Genomic DNA, 18,093 nt, shown 5'->3' on the forward strand with positions numbered 1-18,093 from the left:
TTAGTACAATTAGTTTTTTAATATGGAGCATTTTAAAACCTTATCATCATATATTAACTACTTAGGATTACCTCCAGCAGAGCACCCTATGCTTAGTGTTTTTACAACCGTGGGAGATGGATATCTACCTTGTCCAAGAGAAAGCTCCCCTCCTATCACAAATGATTGCTACACCATAAGCCTTAAGAAAATAATAAAAGGTGACTTAACCTATGGTCGCACTAAGTATGACTTTACAAATGGTGCACTCATTTTTATTGCACCTAGACAGGTTCTTCAATGGGATAGTAGTGTGATTTATGATCAAAAAGGTTTTTCTCTTACCTTTCACGAAGACTTTATAAAAGGCACAGACCTTGTGGCTCAAATCAAGAAGTACAACTTCTTTTCTTACAATGTAAATGAAGCACTACACCTCTCACCAAAAGAAGAAAAGCAAATAGAGTCTATCGTAACTAATATAAACACAGAGTATCATAATAATCAAGACGAGTTTAGTAAAGATATTATCATCTCACAGCTTAGCACCCTACTTAAGTACGCAAACCGCTTTTATGAACGTCAGTTCTTAAATCGTAAAGAATTCTCTACAGATTTACTAAGTCTATTTAATCAACAACTAGACACCTATTTTGAAACTGGACAGCTGCAAGAAAACGGCATCCCCAGCATAGAACAAATAGCAGGCAAGCTTTCTGTATCACAACGCTACCTGAGCGACACGCTCAAAAAAGAAACAGGTAAAACCACAACAGAACACTTACAGTTGTACTTAATAGACGAGGCTAAAAACACCTTACTTAATCCGCAGAAGTCTATTTCTGAAGTAGCTTATGAACTAGGGTTTGAATACCCTCCTTATTTCTCAAGACTCTTTAAAAAGAAAGAAGGCATAAGCCCTAGCCAGTACAGGCAGAAGTATAAAATGAATTAGTATTATATTGTGCTCTATAGAACCCTAAGAGACCTATATTTTGAAATACATTTTACTACTCACATTTGCTATATGCCTAGCAAGCTGCAATTCAAAAGGTGAAACCGCCACCGCCACGACGTATCCAGATGTAAAGGTGGTGGGTGCTATGAAAAACGTGATGTGGAAAGGGGAACTAGAAGGTTCTATATTACTAGACACCATCACAAATAAGGAAGGACTTTATGGTTTAGGCCCTGAGAGTTATCTCACTGGCGAACTTCTCATTATAAACGGTACTAGCTATCTATCAAAAGTGAACTCAGACACTACAATGACAGTAACATCTACTTATGAAGTCTCTGCACCTTTTTTTGTGTATACTAACGTGACAGACTGGTATGAGATAAATCTTCCCGCGTCTGTGAAGACTATAAAAGATATAGAAGACTTTGTAAGTGAACGCACAAAAGAAGCAAAGCGACCATTTGCATTTAGGCTAGAGGGTACTGTATCTAAGGCAGAGATACACATACAAAACTTGCCTAGAGACACAAAAGTTTCTTCTCCACAAGAAGCGCATCAAGGGCAAACAAATTACACGCTGCAAGACGAAGAAGTAGAAATTATAGGATTTTTCTCTATAATGCATAAGGGTATCTTTACCCATCACGACAGCAACATTCACCTACATCTCATTACAAAAGACCAGTCCAAAATGGGGCATCTTGACAATTTAACTATTGATAATTTAAAGCTGTTCTTACCTAAAAAGTAAATTAATAAGTACCTTTAAAAGAGTTATTAAAACTTAAATTACTATAAATGAAAACATTCCTCCTCCTTATTTGCCTTACTTTTTTAGGTCAACTAGATAGCTTTGCTCAAGAAACTGTTGAGATAGGCGCTTCAGAAAGTATGCTACTCACTGGTAAAGGCCAGGGGCAAGACGGCGTAATAAATCCGTATGATGGTAAAGAATGTTACGCTATCATACGCAATATAGGCAGTGCCCACTTTATCTTAAGGATACAACAAGAAGGGAAGATTATAGATACCATCGAGATCTCTTCACACACGCCAGAAAAAATAAAGCTTCTCAAAAATTATGAGCTTTACATAGACGCTGGACCAGAACTTGGAGTTAATGCTACAATTACTTTTGAACCTCTCAAAGAGGATGACAAGTCTGAGAGTAAGTATTAATAAACTGAAATCATACTTATAATTGCTCAATCTATAAAGTTGAGAATTACGCTTTCGCGAAAGCGTAAATACACGCTTCCCACCTCAACTGGTCAATCCATACATAGCTATCTGTCGGCATATATAATAAGCAGCACGTTAATACCTTCACAATAGATATTAAACCTTTGTTATGGGTCGTGGGTTTACTGTGATTATTTAATAATTTACAGTCTAACCAATAATAGCTTATCACAACTTGTGAATAAACTATGCTCAAAAAACAACAATATGGATTGGATTTACAGCACAGATGACCCGCTCTTTCAAACACTCGCAGGTAGCTTAATGATTTTTATAGTAGTAATCATTCTAACACGTATTATAGGGTTGCGATCTTTTGCAAAATTTACGGCTTATGATTTTGCTTTTACCATCGCAATAGGTAGTATCATATCTTCTACACTAACTTCTAGTACCTCAATTGCACACGGATCTGTAGCTGTGGGAGCCTTACTGATTCTTACATTTATATTTTCTTACTTACAGCGTGCTGTGCCGGCCATAAACAAACTTATATCAAATAAACCCCTACTCCTTATGGACGGAAGTACCATTCTTGAAGAAAACCTAAAGTATGCTCGTATAGAAAAAGGGCAACTTATTGCCAAACTTAGAGAGGCAAATGTACTCACCTATGAGCAAGTAGAGGCAGTCGTACTAGAATCTACAGGTGACATATCTGTGTTACACACCTCATCGTCAGATGATGATGGTGTGCTTAACAAGGCATTGTTAAATGGTGTGCGTAAAACGCCATAAGGGTATTCTTATTTTATAAATCGTGATAGATTTGATGATTAAATAACGACTTTTGCATTATGGAAAAATCAGAGTTTTTAGAACAACAAGTATTTGCAGGATTAACACCAGAAAATGATGGATCAGGAACAGATACTGCTTATCAATTTTCTGAAGCAGATTTTGAAACTGTACTAGATCGTGCAGAGCATTATGGGCTGGGTATCTATACCATTGAGTCATTCTTTAAAGGGACTCCATATGCTACAACCACTCACGAAGATTTAAAGAAAAGAGCTACCGACCATCGCTGGTTTAAAAGAGCATTCTTAACTTCAAAAACAAAACAAGCAGGTCTTACCTACGCTGCAACCTACAAAGTATCTGCAAAGTTGCTCGCAAGAGATACTTTCCAAGACGAAGAGGAGTAAAAACTAGTCTTTACTTACCCAAGTGCCTAGTGTACTTTTATCATAACTGTAACCCAGCGACATACCAGTCTCTTTTATGACAAGCGATTTGCCCGGAGCTGTTATTACTCCCTCAGTAAGTAAATAGCTGTTTATCTTCTTAACATCACTGTTAGTCAAGGCAACATTATCTACTACAACTGAACTTCCGTTAAGCATCATTTTTACAGATCTACTAGAACTAGCTATGTAATCATTACGTACTAACCACATTACAATCTTTTCTACAGCTGTAAAGCCATCTACAATAACAATATGGTTTCCCTTTTTATAGAAACTCACCTCTGTAACATCTTGCATACCATATTTTCTAAAAACACTATTTACCTTAGACCATTGAGTAGTAGATAAACGTGTACCGTTTATATATGCTCCAGCATCTTCTTTTACAAATACAATAGTTTCTTCACCTTTAAGTAATCCTTCAGCATTTAGAGTGCTAATGAGAGCTTCTTGTACCTCCGGCCACTGCCAGAGACTACTCTTCTCATCACTTGCTGCCATTTTTGTACTAGGTAACTCTAGTAAATCACGCACGTAACTATCTATACCTCCACCTCTTTTTGAGTTAAGACCTAGTCGCTCTGCTTCATTAGAGAGGCGCAGTGCCTCTCTCTCTAGCCGTGCAGCATCTCTTACAGAAACTTCCCTAAGTCGTGCAGCCTCTCGCTGCATACGTGCTGCATCACGTCTTGCACGGTCTGCATCGCGTTCTAATCGTTGTATTTCTTGTCGCTCGCTTCCTCCAGAAACAAGGGTACGTAAGATGTTACCCATATCTGTAAACTTTGCAATCATATCTGGTGCAGCGATCGTTTTATCTAGTTCAATCTTGAGGCGTTTCTCACTCAGTGCGATTTCATAAACGGTATCTTCATCACCCTCAAGACTCCAGACCATATCCTTCCCGCTAGATTGCATATTTTTTGTGCCCATTTCGGCTACTAAGAAGTCTTTTATAGCGGCATATCTATTACTCGGGTAACGAGATTTTACTCGGTACTCATCATTTGAGTTACTTACTGAGTATGACGTACTGCCGCCACTTCCATAATTACCGTTTTGGGTAATTACAGATACATTAGACGAGTTTGTAGTTACCGTGGTGGTTGCATCTTCATAAACCGTTGCTGGTGGTGCAGGTGGCGCTGGCGGAGCAGGTGGTACTGTTTGTGCTATTACATTCATTCCTAAGCCTATGAGGGCTGCTGTGCATATATTTCTTACTGTTTTCATTGTGTTACTTTTTTAGTCTTCCGCTTTCGCGAAAGCGATTACCTATTCATTTTTTGATAATTCAATTGTAAAGGTTAACCCTACACCTCTTGTGCTAGCGATTGAAATGGAAGAATCATCTTTAAAATATTTTCGAAGCCGACTGATAAAGACATCCATACTGCGGCCTGAGAAAAAGTCGTCGTTTCCCCAGATTTTAGACAGAATATCTTCTCTTCGAAGTAGCTGATTTTTGTTTTCGTAAAAAAACTGAATCAACTGTGCTTCCTTTTCTGTGAGAGATTGTACGGTCTCTCCAAAGGTGAGCGTGTGATTGTGAGCATCAAAGTGATAGTTTCCTATCGCAGTGATTTCATTTATATCTGGTCTAACCTTTGCGAGGTTAGGTCTAGATCGTTTTAAAATATTAGTAAGGCGTAGCACGAGTATATCTGCCTCAAAGGGTTTTACGATATAATCGTCTGCTCCTAGCTTGAGCCCCTGTATGCGGTCTTCCTTCATCTTGCGTGCGGTGAGAAACACAAAGGGAACTTCTGGGTTAATACTTATCACTTTCTCTGCAAGTGTAAACCCATCCATCTTAGGCATCATCACATCAAAAACACAGATGTCATAGGTTACTCCTTCTGAGTGCGCTTTCGCGAAAGCGTTATGAGCCTCTTCCCCATCTTTACACCAAGTAACTTGAAAATTGTGTATCTCGAGATATTGCTTGAGGATACTCCCAAAATCAAAATCATCTTCGGCGAGTAGTATGTTGTTTTTTGCAATCATTATAAAGGCAATTTTATGGTGAAGGTGCTTCCCTCGTTTTCTATGCTTTTAAGGGTTATCGTTCCCCCGTGAGCAGTAATAATTTGGTGTGTAAAATAGAGACCGAGACCTAGCCCTTTTACGTTATGTATATCACTATTACCAGCGCGATAAAACTTGTCAAAAATAGCTTTCTGATCTGTTGGTGAGACACCCATCCCGTTATCTGATATCTCAATGCAATAGTTTCTATTTACAAGGCGCGTGATGACCGTCACGGTAACTTGGTCTTTACCATACTTTACTGCGTTCTCTAGCACATTAAGGAGTGCCGTAGTGAGGTGAAATCTGTCTATGCGCAAGAGCACTTCTGGACTGTAGACCTTGTTTAAGACTGTGAGATGTGCGTGCTGTGTAGCAATCTCAAAATCTGAAAGTAAGTTGTTAAAAAACACATTATCACTTACCTGCTCTTTATTAAGTTGTAGCTCCTCTGCGCTCAAGCTATTAGTAAGTACTTGATCTATGAGTTTTTGTAATCTACTATTTTGTCGCTCTACGATACCCAGCGTGTTATTAAAGGCATCTGGATTACTTTTTATTGCTTCATTGCGTAAGCTTTTGGTAGCGATACCTAGTGTTGCGAGCGGTGTTTTGAGCTCGTGAGTGACATTATTAATAAAGTCTGTTTTTACCTCGGCAATTTTTTTCTGAGTAATTAGGTTTTTTATTGAGTAGTAGAGTAACCCTATTACAAAAAGGAACAAAATGATACTTCCCACAATGAGTACCCACATTCTTTTAAGTACCAGAGATTTCCAGTTAGGTACTTGTATCTCTTGTGTAGTGCGCACTTCAAAATCGTACGAGCTTATACTTATACTGTCACCCCTACGGTCTATAAACTCATTTGTATCAAAGGTGCGTGCATAGTTGATACTTCTTGAAATTCCTGTTTTAAACTTCTGCCCAAAAATGCGTTCTCTCTCATTATCTTTTATAGGAAAAATAGTGTCTGTATTAGGATAGTCTATGATGACAATGCTTAACAAATTCTGTCTATAAGCAACCTCATAACCCAATTCTTTTTGTAATTGCAAGGCTTCATAGCGTTGCATATACTGCTCGTTATAAGTATCTGCATTGCGGTAAAATCGTTCTACCACCTGTCGCTTAGTTATACTCTCATTAAAGTAATCTGCTAGGTGATCTTCTAGGTCTACTTCTATAAGTGCGTCATAGAGAGAATCTAGTTCTCTATCATTTGCAATCTCAGAAACCGCATTTGAGGTTTCATTAAAGAAAGCGGTTTTTTTGAGCTCGTAGGTATTACTTATTAAATAAGCTTGTATGGCACATAACGCTAGTAATGCTAGTGCAGATATTGCTATTAATAAGGAGAATTTACTTTTCATCTGTGGCTGGTTGATGTTGTAAATGTAGTGGGAAAGTACAGTTAGACATAATTAATACCCATCGTTAACCGAGCATTAACCTTAAAATTGCTTGTAACCCTTACTCAGTATGTACTTCGCTCTTAGGTTAATACAACGACTGTTGTTCTTGCTTTTACATTAACCTAGCCCTTAACCCGTGGTTAACCTGATTATCAAATAGATGATCTCACTTTTGTGCCATCAAACAAAAGAACCAACCTTATGAAAACAGTACTCATTTTTATACTCACCTTACTCACAGCAAGCGTCACTGCACAGCAATCTCTTAAAGCGCATCGCACAGGAGAGGCACCTAAAATAGATGGAAACCTCACAGAGGCAGTCTGGAAAGCACAACTAGAAACCAAAACGTTTACACAAAAAGCACCTAATGCTGGGCAACCCTCTCTACGAGCAACAGAGATTGCCGTACTATATGATGATAATTACCTCTACGTAGGCGCTGTACTCCATACAAATGATAAAGATGAAATAAGACGCCTCCTTACCGCTCGTGATGATGTGGGTAATGCAGACTATTTTGGGGTGCAAATTGATCCCTTTGGGCAGACACGCGAGGGTTATGACTTTACTGTGACGGCAGCCGGTGTGCAGTTTGACAGTAAGATATCTGGTAACACTGGTGCAGACGAAAACTTTAATGTTATCTGGGAAAGTGAAGTCACCGTGCACGATACTCACTGGGACATTGAGATACGCATCCCCTGGAATAGCATACGTTTCCCAAAAGAAGACCTATCAGATTTTACGATTAACTTTCAGCGTTTTTCTGGGGCGCTTAATGAAGAATCTTTCTGGAGTCCCATAGATCCTACTATAGATGGATACCTCAACCAGTTTGGGTCGCTTGTAGGTATCGAGCCTGTAAACCCACCGCTCAACTTGTCTTTTGTACCCTTTGTATCTGCCGTACACGAGACAGATAGCGATGGCGCTACAGAGACCACGCTTAACCCTGGACTCGATGTAAAGTATGTGATTGATAATGCATACACGCTTGATGTATCTCTTATTCCAGATTTTAGCCAGGCACGCAGTGATGACCAGGTTTTAAACCTCTCTCCTTTTGAAGTACAGTTTGCAGAGCAACGTCCTTTCTTTATTGAAGGTACAGAGCTTTTTGATAAAGGCGGCTACCTCTTTACGCGTCGCATAGGTGGTAGACCTATAAATGCAAATGCTTTTATACTTTCAGAAAATGAGACGGTGGTTACTAACCCTACTAGTTCAAATATTATAAATCTTGTAAAATTTACCGGAAAGTCACAAAACGGACTCTCCATAGGGGTGCTTAATGGGGTAACCGCTTTCGCGAAAGCGGAAATAAAAAACACATCTACAGATGAAGTAAGAGAGGTAATTACAAATCCGCTCACGAATTATAATGCGCTGGTGATAGATAAACAACTCAAAAACAATAGTTCTGTCACGCTCATAAATAACTCCGTATTACGATCTGGAAGTGCTTATGACAGTAACTTTAGCGCACTTTTATACGAATGGTTTAATGCAAAACGCACTTATAGGGCTAGCTTTAAGAAAGCCGTATCACAGCAATATGGGCTGGGCGGAGATAATGTTTTTGGACACGAGTATAATGCTTATGTATCAAAAGTAAGTGGTGCCTGGACGGGAGGCGTGAGCTGGAACTTAAAGGATGAAGATTTTGATAATAATGATTTTGGCTTCTTGCAGCGTAACAACAGTATGGTTTTCCGTGGTAATGTAAATTATCGCAATACTGCTCCAAAAAAATGGTTCCAGCAGTATCAACTAGACCTAGATCACCAGCAGCGATTTTATTACAGCCTTATGGAACGTGAGCGCTCACAATATCGTTTCTCAAGTTTTGCTACGACCAAGGGTAACCAAAATCTGTTTGTCACGCTAAGCTACGTCTCAAAACGTCAAGACTTTTTTGAAGCACGAGTACAAGACCGCGTTTTTAATAGACCTGCGCTCTCTGAGATCGTTCTAGAATATCAAACTAACCGAAACAAAAATTTATCGTGGGCTGGCTACTTTGTAGCAGTAGATTATAAAAATCACAACATACAAACCGAACAGTACGTGATGGGTTATGGTTTACGTGCAAGACTGGGGCAACATTTCTTTGCAGAGTTTGAGCAAGATTATACAGATAACCCTAACGATATAGGTTATATCACAAATCAAGAGGAACAGATCATCATAGGCCAGCGTTCTATAAACCAGCTCACCAATGCAATACAGCTCAACTATGCGGTAAACGCAAAAATCAATATGAATCTAAGACTACGTCACTACTGGATTAAAGTAGATTATAAAAATCAATACGCTTTACAGCAAGACGGGAACCTGGCGGTAAATAATCTCTCTATAGATCCTGATAGTTTTGACAGCACATTTAATGCCTTTAACCTTGACTTTGTTGCGCGCTGGCAGTTTGCTCCCGCAAGTGAGCTATCACTAGGGTATCGTGTAGGTAAAACTGCCTTTGCAGATAATGTAAATGGAGATTACTTAGACGGAATACATACACTTAGTGATGCTACTGGTTTAGAAACCTTGAGTTTACGTATGCGTTGGTTTTTAGACTTTAACAGATTAAAAAAACGTAGTTAATGTAACAAAATGAAATACTTTCCTACATATAGGGTATGTATAAATCATTTTTTCAAAATATAGCGACAGAGCAAGGAGGTACTTTTTTATACCAAGATCAAGATACTAGTATAGGTGGCGGCATACGCCTTCCTAAGGTTCAGTATTTATTAAAAATACCTGTAGGAGATACTGAGATGAATATCATTAATATCACTGGAAAAGAATTTTCTGGTCATATCTCTATGAAGTTACCAAAACAGCCAGAGAGTCACACTTTTGAACTCACTACAAACTCGCATATTAAATCACTTTTTATAGGCAAATCAAAGCGCTTTAACATCAATAGCGACAGCTCTAAAATGATTGACTTTTTAAGAAACAACAGTCATATTGCAATCTTAAAAGAAATTGCTCAAGAAGATAGCTTCCAGCCTATAATTAAGGGTACAAACGAAGATGATCATTATCTATTGATAGCAAAATATCATCTAGAATTTGATAATTGGAACAGTCCTGTGCTTCCACTTATGGATTTATTTAAAGAGTTGCACACACGGTTTGTGGTTAACAACGAGCGCTTTGCAAATGATGTTACTATCAGTATGGGGTCTTAAATAACTCCTAACACAATCTTAAACAACTACCGTCTAGCGTAGTAATGCCATAGCTTTGTTACACTTGCCCTTTTATAAAGGGTGAGTATAACAACCAATCTATGAAACACTACGCCATAATAGGAGGAGGTCCCAGAGGACTTTTTGCTCTTGAAAGCCTTTTTACCGCGCTCTACAATAACGCTCCAAAAGCTCAAATAAAGGTCACCTTATTTGAACCTTTTAAATATCCTGGAGCAGGCTGGGTATGGAATCCTGAGCAAGTAGAAAGCAACTGGCTTAATATTACTGAGCGCGCCTTACAAGACTTACCTGGCAGACCAGAAATGAAATTAGGTGATGATATCATCCCTGCATTTCCCTCATATACGGAGTGGTTACCAGAAAAACAACAAAACCCACCAGCGACGCATCCAGATCAGTTTCCTCCACGGGCAAAGATGGGAACCTACCTTAATACTCGTTTTGAGACTATTGCTAGTGCGCTTAAGGGGTTTGATTTATTAAATATTGTTGAGGAAACTGTTACCAAACTCACCTATATCGCACCAGAATTCACAGCAATTACAGAAAACACATCAATCAACACAATAGATGAAGTGGTTCTCACAATAGGACATCAGGATACGGAGCTATCAGAGCAGTTGCAAGAGTGGAAAGATTACGTTGCACAAACTGATAACGCCTTACTATTTACAGAAGCCTATCCCGTAGAAAAAATGATAAATGCAAACATCACCTCAGAGAGCGTAGTTGCTTTTAGAGGTTTTGGACTTGCAATGATTGATCAGATACGTGCGCTCACCTTGCGACGCGGTGCACATTTTGAAATACTTGACAATGATTCCAAAGAAGTAGCTTTTCACGCTGGAGAAAACCATCCGCAGCGGTTTATTCCCTTTTCCTTAGACGGACTTCCTATGGTGCCAAAACCTATAAATAAAGCGGTAGATAAATGGTTTATACCAACTGATAATGCTATAAACGCTTTCGCGAAAGCGATACATAAAGGCGCCTGCGGCGATCACCCTGCAAAAGATCAATACTTTCTACTAGAAGCAATGGCAGCTGTTGTGGCTCCTTTGTTTTTAAAATTAGAAGACAAAGCCATACAACACGATCTTACCGAAGAAGAAGTTTATTTCTTAACCATAAATTACCTCAACAATAAATCACTATCGCATCCCCTACTCCTATCACACCATACGCCCATATTAGAAATGATGCAACAGCAGGTGGAAATGGCAGTAGGAGAAGCACCGATAAGTCTTGACTATTTTATAGGTCAAGTATGGCGACACTGCCAGCCTACCATCTATAGAGATTTCTCATATCCAGCAATTTCAGATGATGTAGTGGCAGAAGTTATTGCGCTAGACGAAGCATCAAAACGATATTCTTACGGCCCGCCTGTTGAAAGTATACAACAACTTATTGCGCTTGCAAAAGCAGGATTGTTAGATCTTGACTTTGTAAATAATCCAGAAATCACTTGCGTTGATGGAGGCTGGCAACTTGAATCGGATGGTAATAAGGTTACCGTAGACGTAATGCTTAACGCTGTACTAGACTCTCCACAGCTTGTTACGGTAAATACACCAATTATTAAAAACTTGCTTAGCTATGAAATGATTGAGCCTAAACATACTGATCTAGGCATACGCACAGACGATTATGGTTATGTAGAAGTACCCGAGGGTAAAAGTTTTGTGCCACTAGCGGTATTAGGTAGACTATCTAAGGGAAGTGTGATAGGTGTAGATGCAATTTTAGAGTGTTTTGGACCGCGCACTATAAGCTGGTCTGAGCGCAGTATAGCCTTAATGAAGAACGAAAAATAAAGAAGATGAGCAGAGGATTTGTAAAAGAAGATGACCAAGAAGAAACTCCTATAATTCCGCCTAGGGCAGCACTACCAGATGGTGTAACAAACTACGTCACTAGCCACGGATTAACGCAACTTAAGGAAGAGCTTAGTACGCTAGATAATAAAATCTCCACCCTAGATGAGACAGATGAGCGCGAGCGTAGGCGCGCACTCGCCGTACTTAATGGGAAGCGCAACTTACTACTGGAACGCATACAGAGCGCAAGACTACTTGATCACATAAAGGATGAGGGAGAAATACGTTTTGGCGCCACAGTCACCTATACCATCGCTGGTATGCCTAAGCCCATTACCATCCAGATTGTGGGCGTAGATGAGGCTAGTGTAAAAGACAAAAAAATTGCGTTCACCGCTCCTATTGCTAGAGCCCTTATTGGCAAAAAGGTGGATGAAACAACTACATTTCAGCTAGGTAATGAGGAGAAGAAACTCACTATTAAAAATATATCCTACGTAGAGTAGTATGAGGTTTACGCTTTCGCGAAAGCGTAACAAACACATTTAAAAACAAGTACACATATCGTAACTTTATCACTAAAAATAGAGCTACTAAACTCCTAATTTATCACCTATGCAAACGATTCTATATAAAGCAAACAGTCGAGGAAACGCAAACCACGGCTGGTTACAGAGTTTTCACACCTTTAGCTTTGCAAGCTACCATAACCCCAATCGTATGAACTTTGGGGCGATGCGTGTGCTCAATGATGACACGGTTGCGGCTGGTAGAGGTTTTGATATGCACAGGCATCTCAATATGGAAATTGTATCCATCCCGCTCTCTGGTGATCTAGAGCATAAAGATAGTATGGGTAATCAGACGGTGATACAGCAAGGTGACATCCAGGTGATGAGTGCTGGGACTGGAATAGATCACAGTGAGTATAATAAAAATAGTGATCGTGAGGTGCAGTTTTTACAAATCTGGATTATGCCTAACCAGCGTCCAGTCTCGCCTCGTTATGACCAGATTAAAATAAATGAGCATCATCTCAAAAATGAATTTATACAAATACTATCACCAAATCAAGATGATGAGGGCGTATGGATTTACCAAGACGCTTGGTTTCATATGGGTGAGTTTACACAAGAGCAAACACTTGTACACAAATTACATAAAAAAGGAAATGGCCTTTTTATTTTTGTACTTGAAGGTAGCGCCCACGCCGCTGGCGAACTACTAGACAGACGTGATGCCATAGGAGTTTATGACATTGCCCAGCTAGAAATTACCGCACAATCTGACTCTAAAATATTACTTATCGAGGTGCCTATGCAGTTTTAATAGTTGGGCGTTACCTGTCGGTCGGGCTTTCGGCAGTCGCTCTCTACGAGGAGCTTCAACAATTGCCTCTATCCCTAACGCATTACGATTTCTTGTTAATGACAGACATATATTTATTTAACTCATTTGCAACCTTAGGAGCAAGTATCACAAGCCCTATCATATTAGGTACCATCATCGCAAATACCATTGCGTCAGAAAAGCCTATGACCGCTCCTAGACTAGCTGCACCACCAATTACTACAAATATGCAAAAGAGCGTCTTATAGGCATACTCCACTTTTTTACCTCTCCCAAAGAGATAACTCCACGATTGATACCCATAATAAGACCACGATACCATAGATGAAAAGGCAAAAAGTATCACTGCAAAAGAAAGTAAATAAGGAAACCAAGAAATCCCGCTCTCTAGCGCAGATGCCGTGAGCAAGACGCCTTGCTCATCATTCAAAATTGCCCCTACCACTAGTGTATCTGTTATAATAAGTGCTAACGCAGTCATTGTACAAACCAGAACGGTATCTATAAAAGGCTCTAGCAAAGCTACTAATCCCTCACTTGCTGGATAATTGGTCTTCACAGCACTGTGTGCGATAGAGGCACTTCCTATACCCGCCTCATTAGAAAAAGCGCCACGCCTAAAGCCTTGTATCATCACACCTACAAAACCACCAGTAACACCTTCTGGGCTAAATGCTCCGTCCCATATACTTAGTAATGCTGCAGGCAAAGCGTCTATATTTAGTCCTATTACTGTGAGCACGGCAAGTACATACATCACCACCATAGCTGGAACAATTTTATCTGTAACCGTGGCTATTTTCTTTATTCCTCCTATGATAACGATGCCCACAAGTATGGACATTATAAGTCCAAAAAGCCATCCCTTACCATAAAACCAACTTTGCTCTGCTCCCGTGACGTGTTCAAATAACTTAAATGCTTGATTTACCTGAAACATATTACCTCCACCAAAAGACCCACCTATACACATTATAGCAAAAACAACAGCTAGCACCTTTCCTAGTTTTGTGAATCCTTTACTTCTAAGACCTTTACTCAAATAATACATAGGCCCTCCATATACAGTTCCATTTGCTGCTACTTCTCTATAAGAAACACCTAGCGTGCACTCAACAAACTTTGATGACATACCTAGCAACCCGACAACAATCATCCAGAAAGTTGCACCTGGACCACCTATAGAAAGCGCGATTGCAACACCTGCAATATTACCAAGTCCTACTGTTGCAGATAATGCTGCTGTGAGGGCTTGAAAGTGACTCACCTCTCCCTGCTCACTTTCATCTCTTATAGTGTCAGGTATATCTACTGTGGGTGTATGCATTTCTCCTCCCTTTTCTATTGCATCATACTTACCTCGCACAACCTGAATAGAAGTCCAGAAACCTCTTACATTAATAGCCTTAAAATAGAAGGTGAAATATGTAGCTCCAGCAATAAGAACGATAAGTACCCAAGGCAAGCCTACATTTTCTGTAATGGGAATTTGCCACATTACTGCATCTACAAACCAGCTAGTTGCCTTATCAAATTGTTCATTAATACGCTCATCTAGAGAGCTGTTTTGAATACATAAAAGGAGATTCATAGTATATGTTTTTGATCTTCTCAAAAGTCATATACTTATGCTCACTATAAAAGGTTACGCAGTGTTCAAAAAGACATAGTTAAGTACTTAAGTACTTCTTAACCCTCTTGTTTTATAGAAGCGTGTTGCAGTAAATCATTTGCTTTTGCAAATGCAATAAGTCGCTCCTTACCTCCTGTTCCGCTTATGCTTAGCATCTTTTTGATTTGGTGTATATGGGCTTGAAAACCATCTAGCGAGATGTGCATCGCCTCTGCCATCTCTCCATAAGACATTATATCGCCATATAACCCTAAGTTGCCTAAAACTTCTTTTTGCCTGTCTGAGAGTTCAATCTTATGTGCTGCCTTGAGCGTTTTAAGTTCAGACTTCATACTTTTTATAGTATCAAGATGGCTCTCATTTGCCAGTGTAAGTTGCTCTTGATTTTTAAGTAGTCTACTATTTTCAAGGGTGAGTGATGCAACTCTACTTTCTTCTTGTTCTTTTTCTGATAAGAATTTCCAACTATATAACAAGATGGAAAATAATAAAATAAAGAGAAACTTAAATGATATAGAAGTTACCGCACCTATGGCTGCCCAACTTGCTGCTAGTGATGTATTCTCTATATAGCTATTTGGTATAATACGATGCGTCACTGCAATTACAATCAGGATAAAAAGAGCAATTACAGGGATTACCATAAATCGCATATCTCTATTATTAAATGCTTTATGCAACTCGATAAGTAATGCCACCGCCACAACAATAGAAATAGGGATATCTATAAGCCAGATAAGTGTATTGCTTATAGCTGTATTATTATACGAGGTTACTATAAAAACAAAAGAGATCATCATAAGTATCCCTAAAAATACGCGCACAAACTCACGCTCTGTAAAACGTTCTACTAGTCGTACAACTAGGCTACGCTCTTTGTTATGTTCTATAGATGGTAATGAGAGTAAAATACACAGCGAGTTTACTAAGGAAAAAAGTACACCTAGATATATGATTGATCTACTGCTGTAATTACTGTCAAATATCCCTACCAGTACAAGGTTAGATAATGCGCCTACTCCCCAAACTAAAATGGCCCATCCAAACCATTTTATACCGTTTACAGCCTTCAAAGAAGCTCCGCGTTGTAATTCCTTAAAGTAAATGCGCTGTATAACCACAGCCGTAATAAGACAGACAATGGCAGTAACGGTGTAAACAGTGGTCGTGAGCATAGAGTACTAATATAAGAGATTGTTTACTATTAAATACCTCTGTAATTTTGATTGTTTTCAATTACGCTTTCGCGAAAGCGTAACAAAACCATTTTAAAAGCTACTTACATACAAACTCATATAAATGATTATAACAACTACAAACAGTATACAAGGAAGAGAGATTACACAGTACGTAGGGGTGATTACAGACTTCATCTATGCAAAGATTTACGATACTAAAGGGCTTAGTTTTCGAGATTCACTCAATAGAGATAAGATTTATGAGCGAAGTGAGGAAGGAATAGACGCTGCAAAACAAGAAGTACTCAAGAAATTGGAAGCGAAAGCTAAGGAAATGGGAGCCCACGCGATTGTAGGAGTTACAATGGATGTAGAGGTCATAAATGAAGGTTTTAAATTAGGAATCTCTTCAATGGGTACCGCTGTAGTATTAAGGTGATGATACTTTTAGAACGTACAAGCTCGTCGCATCCAGACTTTATAAAACTAGTCGCATTACTTGATGCATATCTAGCTCAAGTAGATGGTGACGACCACCATTTTTATAACCAGTTTAATGGCATAACTACCTTGCAACACTGCCTCGTAATTTATGATGATAACGTTGCCGTAGGTTGTGGTGCCATCAAAAAGTTTGAGTCCACAAGCTTTGAAATAAAAAGAATGTACGTACACCACACTGCAAGAGGTAAAGGATATGCAATACAACTTGTAAATGCACTAGAAGAATGGGCGCAAGAACTAGGTGCCACACATACCGTACTAGAAACTGGTAAGCGTATGCAAGATGCCGTCCAACTCTACAACAAGTTAGGTTACACTAGTATCGCAAACTATGGGCAATATAAAGGAGTAGCAAATAGCCTCTGTTTTATGAAACAATTAAAATCTTAAATCTATCCCATTTAATATGGTTTTAAGATAGTTAGGCTAGGTTAGAAGTAACTTTACTGTACTAACCAATCACATTAAATGAAATTCTCACTTAAAAACTTCCTACAAGGTTTTGGTATTATAGCCATTATCCTCACCTTATTACCGCTTATTGCTATAGACTACTGGTGGATACGCATTTTTGATTTTCCGCACGCGCAGCTTACGCTGCTTACGTTTATAGCTCTTGTCACCTATTTTATACGCTTTAATATCAAGTATGTAGGAGATTATATTTTTGTGAGTGTTCTCGCTGCGTGTTTTATATTTCAGCTTGTTAAGATTTATGACTATACACCACTTGCAGCTCCAGAAGCACTAGAAAATACAATCACAGACACTAGCAAGTCTATAAAAATATATAGTGCAAACGTTTTACAAAAAAACACACAATATGACCTTCTACTATCTCAAGTAGCAGATTATAATCCAGACATTGTATTACTTATGGAAACAGATACAGTCTGGAAAAAAGCGGTACACAGTAGTCTCGCATCTACATACTCCCACCATTTACTTGAGCCACGTGGTAATACGTATGGAATGCTACTTTATTCAAAACTACCGCTTACCCAAAAAAAGGTAAGACACCTCGTAGATAAGGAAGTTCCATCTATGGAGGCTATAGTCACTTTAGAGAGCGGAGATCAGGTACAACTTTATGCCATACACCCTACTCCGCCTATGCCTCAACACAACCCTATGAGTTCGGATAGAGACACAGAGATGATGAAAACGGCATTTACAGTAAATAAAAGAACGCTTCCCGTAATTGTGATGGGTGATTTTAATGATGTGGCTTGGTCAAGAACGACTTCGCTCTTTAGAAAAGTGAGTAAACTACTAGACCCCCGCATAGGCCGTGGTTTTTACAACACATTTAATGCGAAAAATATATTGATGAGATGGCCTCTTGATCACCTTTTTACCTCTCAAGAGTTTAGAGTAAAAAAGCTAGAGCGCACAGGTCATATAAAATCTGATCATTTCCCAGTATATTCAGAGCTTACCTATGAGCCACAAGGAGCAAGTTTACAACTTCCCCAAGAACCAACAGACTCTGAAATAAAAAGTGCAAAAAGTCAACTCAAAGAGCAGAACTTACTCAATATGGATGTAAACTAGTTGTTTTAGTAATTT

At 39.0% G+C, this 18,093-nt stretch carries 18 protein-coding genes; 13 read left to right on the forward strand and 5 right to left on the reverse strand.

Annotated elements, in window-relative coordinates; all coding sequences use genetic code 11:
• Positions 1-22 precede the first annotated feature (22 nt).
• The 5 genes from ACJJVM_RS02565 (at position 23) to ACJJVM_RS02585 (ending at position 3,330) form a co-directional block, all read left to right on the forward strand.
• Positions 23-934 (forward strand): helix-turn-helix domain-containing protein, encoded by a 912-nt coding sequence (locus ACJJVM_RS02565; protein ID WP_405210706.1) that lies wholly within the window; start codon positions 23-25, stop codon positions 932-934.
• 40 nt (positions 935-974) lie between these two features.
• Entirely contained in the window at positions 975-1,691 is a 717-nt protein-coding gene (locus ACJJVM_RS02570; RefSeq protein WP_405210707.1) for an acetolactate decarboxylase, read from the forward strand.
• A gap of 47 nt (positions 1,692-1,738) precedes the next feature.
• Positions 1,739-2,119 carry a hypothetical protein gene (locus ACJJVM_RS02575; protein WP_405210708.1) on the forward strand — a complete coding sequence of 127 codons (381 nt, stop codon included), beginning with the start codon at positions 1,739-1,741 and terminating at the stop codon, positions 2,117-2,119.
• A 270-nt stretch (positions 2,120-2,389) separates the two neighbouring features.
• Complete coding sequence (locus tag ACJJVM_RS02580) at positions 2,390-2,920, forward strand: DUF421 domain-containing protein (protein WP_405210709.1); 531 nt, start codon at positions 2,390-2,392, stop codon at positions 2,918-2,920.
• A 59-nt stretch (positions 2,921-2,979) separates the two neighbouring features.
• Positions 2,980-3,330, forward strand: a complete 351-nt coding sequence (locus tag ACJJVM_RS02585) for a hypothetical protein (RefSeq protein ID WP_298354027.1) — start codon at positions 2,980-2,982, stop codon at positions 3,328-3,330.
• Positions 3,331-3,333: 3 nt separating this feature from the next.
• Here the strand turns inward: ACJJVM_RS02585 and ACJJVM_RS02590 are convergent, their stop codons facing one another.
• Genes ACJJVM_RS02590 through ACJJVM_RS02600 form a run of 3 tightly spaced genes read right to left on the reverse strand, consistent with a single transcriptional unit; the run spans position 3,334 to position 6,773 of the window.
• Positions 3,334-4,605, reverse strand: coding sequence for a hypothetical protein (locus ACJJVM_RS02590; protein WP_405210710.1), 1,272 nt, complete (start codon positions 4,603-4,605; stop codon positions 3,334-3,336).
• 42 nt (positions 4,606-4,647) lie between these two features.
• A complete protein-coding gene (locus tag ACJJVM_RS02595; protein ID WP_405210711.1) occupies positions 4,648-5,379 on the reverse strand; it encodes a response regulator transcription factor in 732 nt (243 codons plus the stop codon).
• Positions 5,379-6,773 carry a sensor histidine kinase gene (locus tag ACJJVM_RS02600; RefSeq protein ID WP_405210712.1) on the reverse strand — a complete coding sequence of 465 codons (1,395 nt, stop codon included), beginning with the start codon at positions 6,771-6,773 and terminating at the stop codon, positions 5,379-5,381. The genes ACJJVM_RS02595 and ACJJVM_RS02600 overlap by 1 nt, the downstream gene beginning before the upstream one ends.
• A 243-nt stretch (positions 6,774-7,016) precedes the next feature.
• Between ACJJVM_RS02600 and ACJJVM_RS02605 the strand changes: the two genes are divergently transcribed.
• From ACJJVM_RS02605 to ACJJVM_RS02625, 5 genes are all read left to right on the forward strand, one after another.
• Positions 7,017-9,419 (forward strand): DUF5916 domain-containing protein, encoded by a 2,403-nt coding sequence (locus tag ACJJVM_RS02605; protein ID WP_405210713.1) that lies wholly within the window; start codon positions 7,017-7,019, stop codon positions 9,417-9,419.
• 35 nt (positions 9,420-9,454) lie between these two features.
• The gene (locus ACJJVM_RS02610; RefSeq protein WP_405210714.1) at positions 9,455-10,015 is read left to right on the forward strand and encodes a hypothetical protein; all 561 of its coding nucleotides are present in this window, start codon (positions 9,455-9,457) and stop codon (positions 10,013-10,015) included.
• Between the two features lie 101 nt (positions 10,016-10,116).
• Positions 10,117-11,856 carry an FAD/NAD(P)-binding protein gene (locus ACJJVM_RS02615; protein ID WP_405210715.1) on the forward strand — a complete coding sequence of 580 codons (1,740 nt, stop codon included), beginning with the start codon at positions 10,117-10,119 and terminating at the stop codon, positions 11,854-11,856.
• A 5-nt stretch (positions 11,857-11,861) separates the two neighbouring features.
• The gene (locus tag ACJJVM_RS02620) at positions 11,862-12,365 is read left to right on the forward strand and encodes a GreA/GreB family elongation factor (RefSeq protein WP_396596407.1); all 504 of its coding nucleotides are present in this window, start codon (positions 11,862-11,864) and stop codon (positions 12,363-12,365) included.
• A 109-nt stretch (positions 12,366-12,474) separates the two neighbouring features.
• On the forward strand, positions 12,475-13,188 hold the full coding sequence (locus ACJJVM_RS02625; RefSeq protein WP_405210716.1) for a pirin family protein: 714 nt from the start codon (positions 12,475-12,477) through the stop codon (positions 13,186-13,188).
• 82 nt (positions 13,189-13,270) lie between these two features.
• On the opposite strand, the gene ACJJVM_RS02630 is transcribed toward ACJJVM_RS02625, so the two are convergent.
• Both ACJJVM_RS02630 and ACJJVM_RS02635 read right to left on the reverse strand, forming a co-directional pair.
• The gene (locus tag ACJJVM_RS02630) at positions 13,271-14,800 is read right to left on the reverse strand and encodes an alanine/glycine:cation symporter family protein (RefSeq protein ID WP_405210717.1); all 1,530 of its coding nucleotides are present in this window, start codon (positions 14,798-14,800) and stop codon (positions 13,271-13,273) included.
• A gap of 98 nt (positions 14,801-14,898) precedes the next feature.
• Entirely contained in the window at positions 14,899-16,017 is a 1,119-nt protein-coding gene (locus ACJJVM_RS02635; RefSeq protein WP_405210718.1) for a hypothetical protein, read from the reverse strand.
• Between the two features lie 124 nt (positions 16,018-16,141).
• Between ACJJVM_RS02635 and ACJJVM_RS02640 the strand changes: the two genes are divergently transcribed.
• The 3 genes from ACJJVM_RS02640 (at position 16,142) to ACJJVM_RS02650 (ending at position 18,078) form a co-directional block, all read left to right on the forward strand.
• Positions 16,142-16,459 (forward strand): YbjQ family protein, encoded by a 318-nt coding sequence (locus ACJJVM_RS02640; RefSeq protein ID WP_405210719.1) that lies wholly within the window; start codon positions 16,142-16,144, stop codon positions 16,457-16,459.
• The gene (locus tag ACJJVM_RS02645) at positions 16,459-16,914 is read left to right on the forward strand and encodes a GNAT family N-acetyltransferase (RefSeq protein ID WP_298354061.1); all 456 of its coding nucleotides are present in this window, start codon (positions 16,459-16,461) and stop codon (positions 16,912-16,914) included. The genes ACJJVM_RS02640 and ACJJVM_RS02645 overlap by 1 nt, the downstream gene beginning before the upstream one ends.
• 78 nt (positions 16,915-16,992) lie before the next feature.
• Positions 16,993-18,078 (forward strand): endonuclease/exonuclease/phosphatase family protein, encoded by a 1,086-nt coding sequence (locus ACJJVM_RS02650; protein ID WP_405210720.1) that lies wholly within the window; start codon positions 16,993-16,995, stop codon positions 18,076-18,078.
• Positions 18,079-18,093: the final 15 nt, after the last annotated feature.

It is taken from the genome of Dokdonia sp. Asnod2-E02 (genome assembly GCF_045063915.1).
Classification (GTDB): Bacteria; Bacteroidota; Bacteroidia; order Flavobacteriales; family Flavobacteriaceae; genus Dokdonia.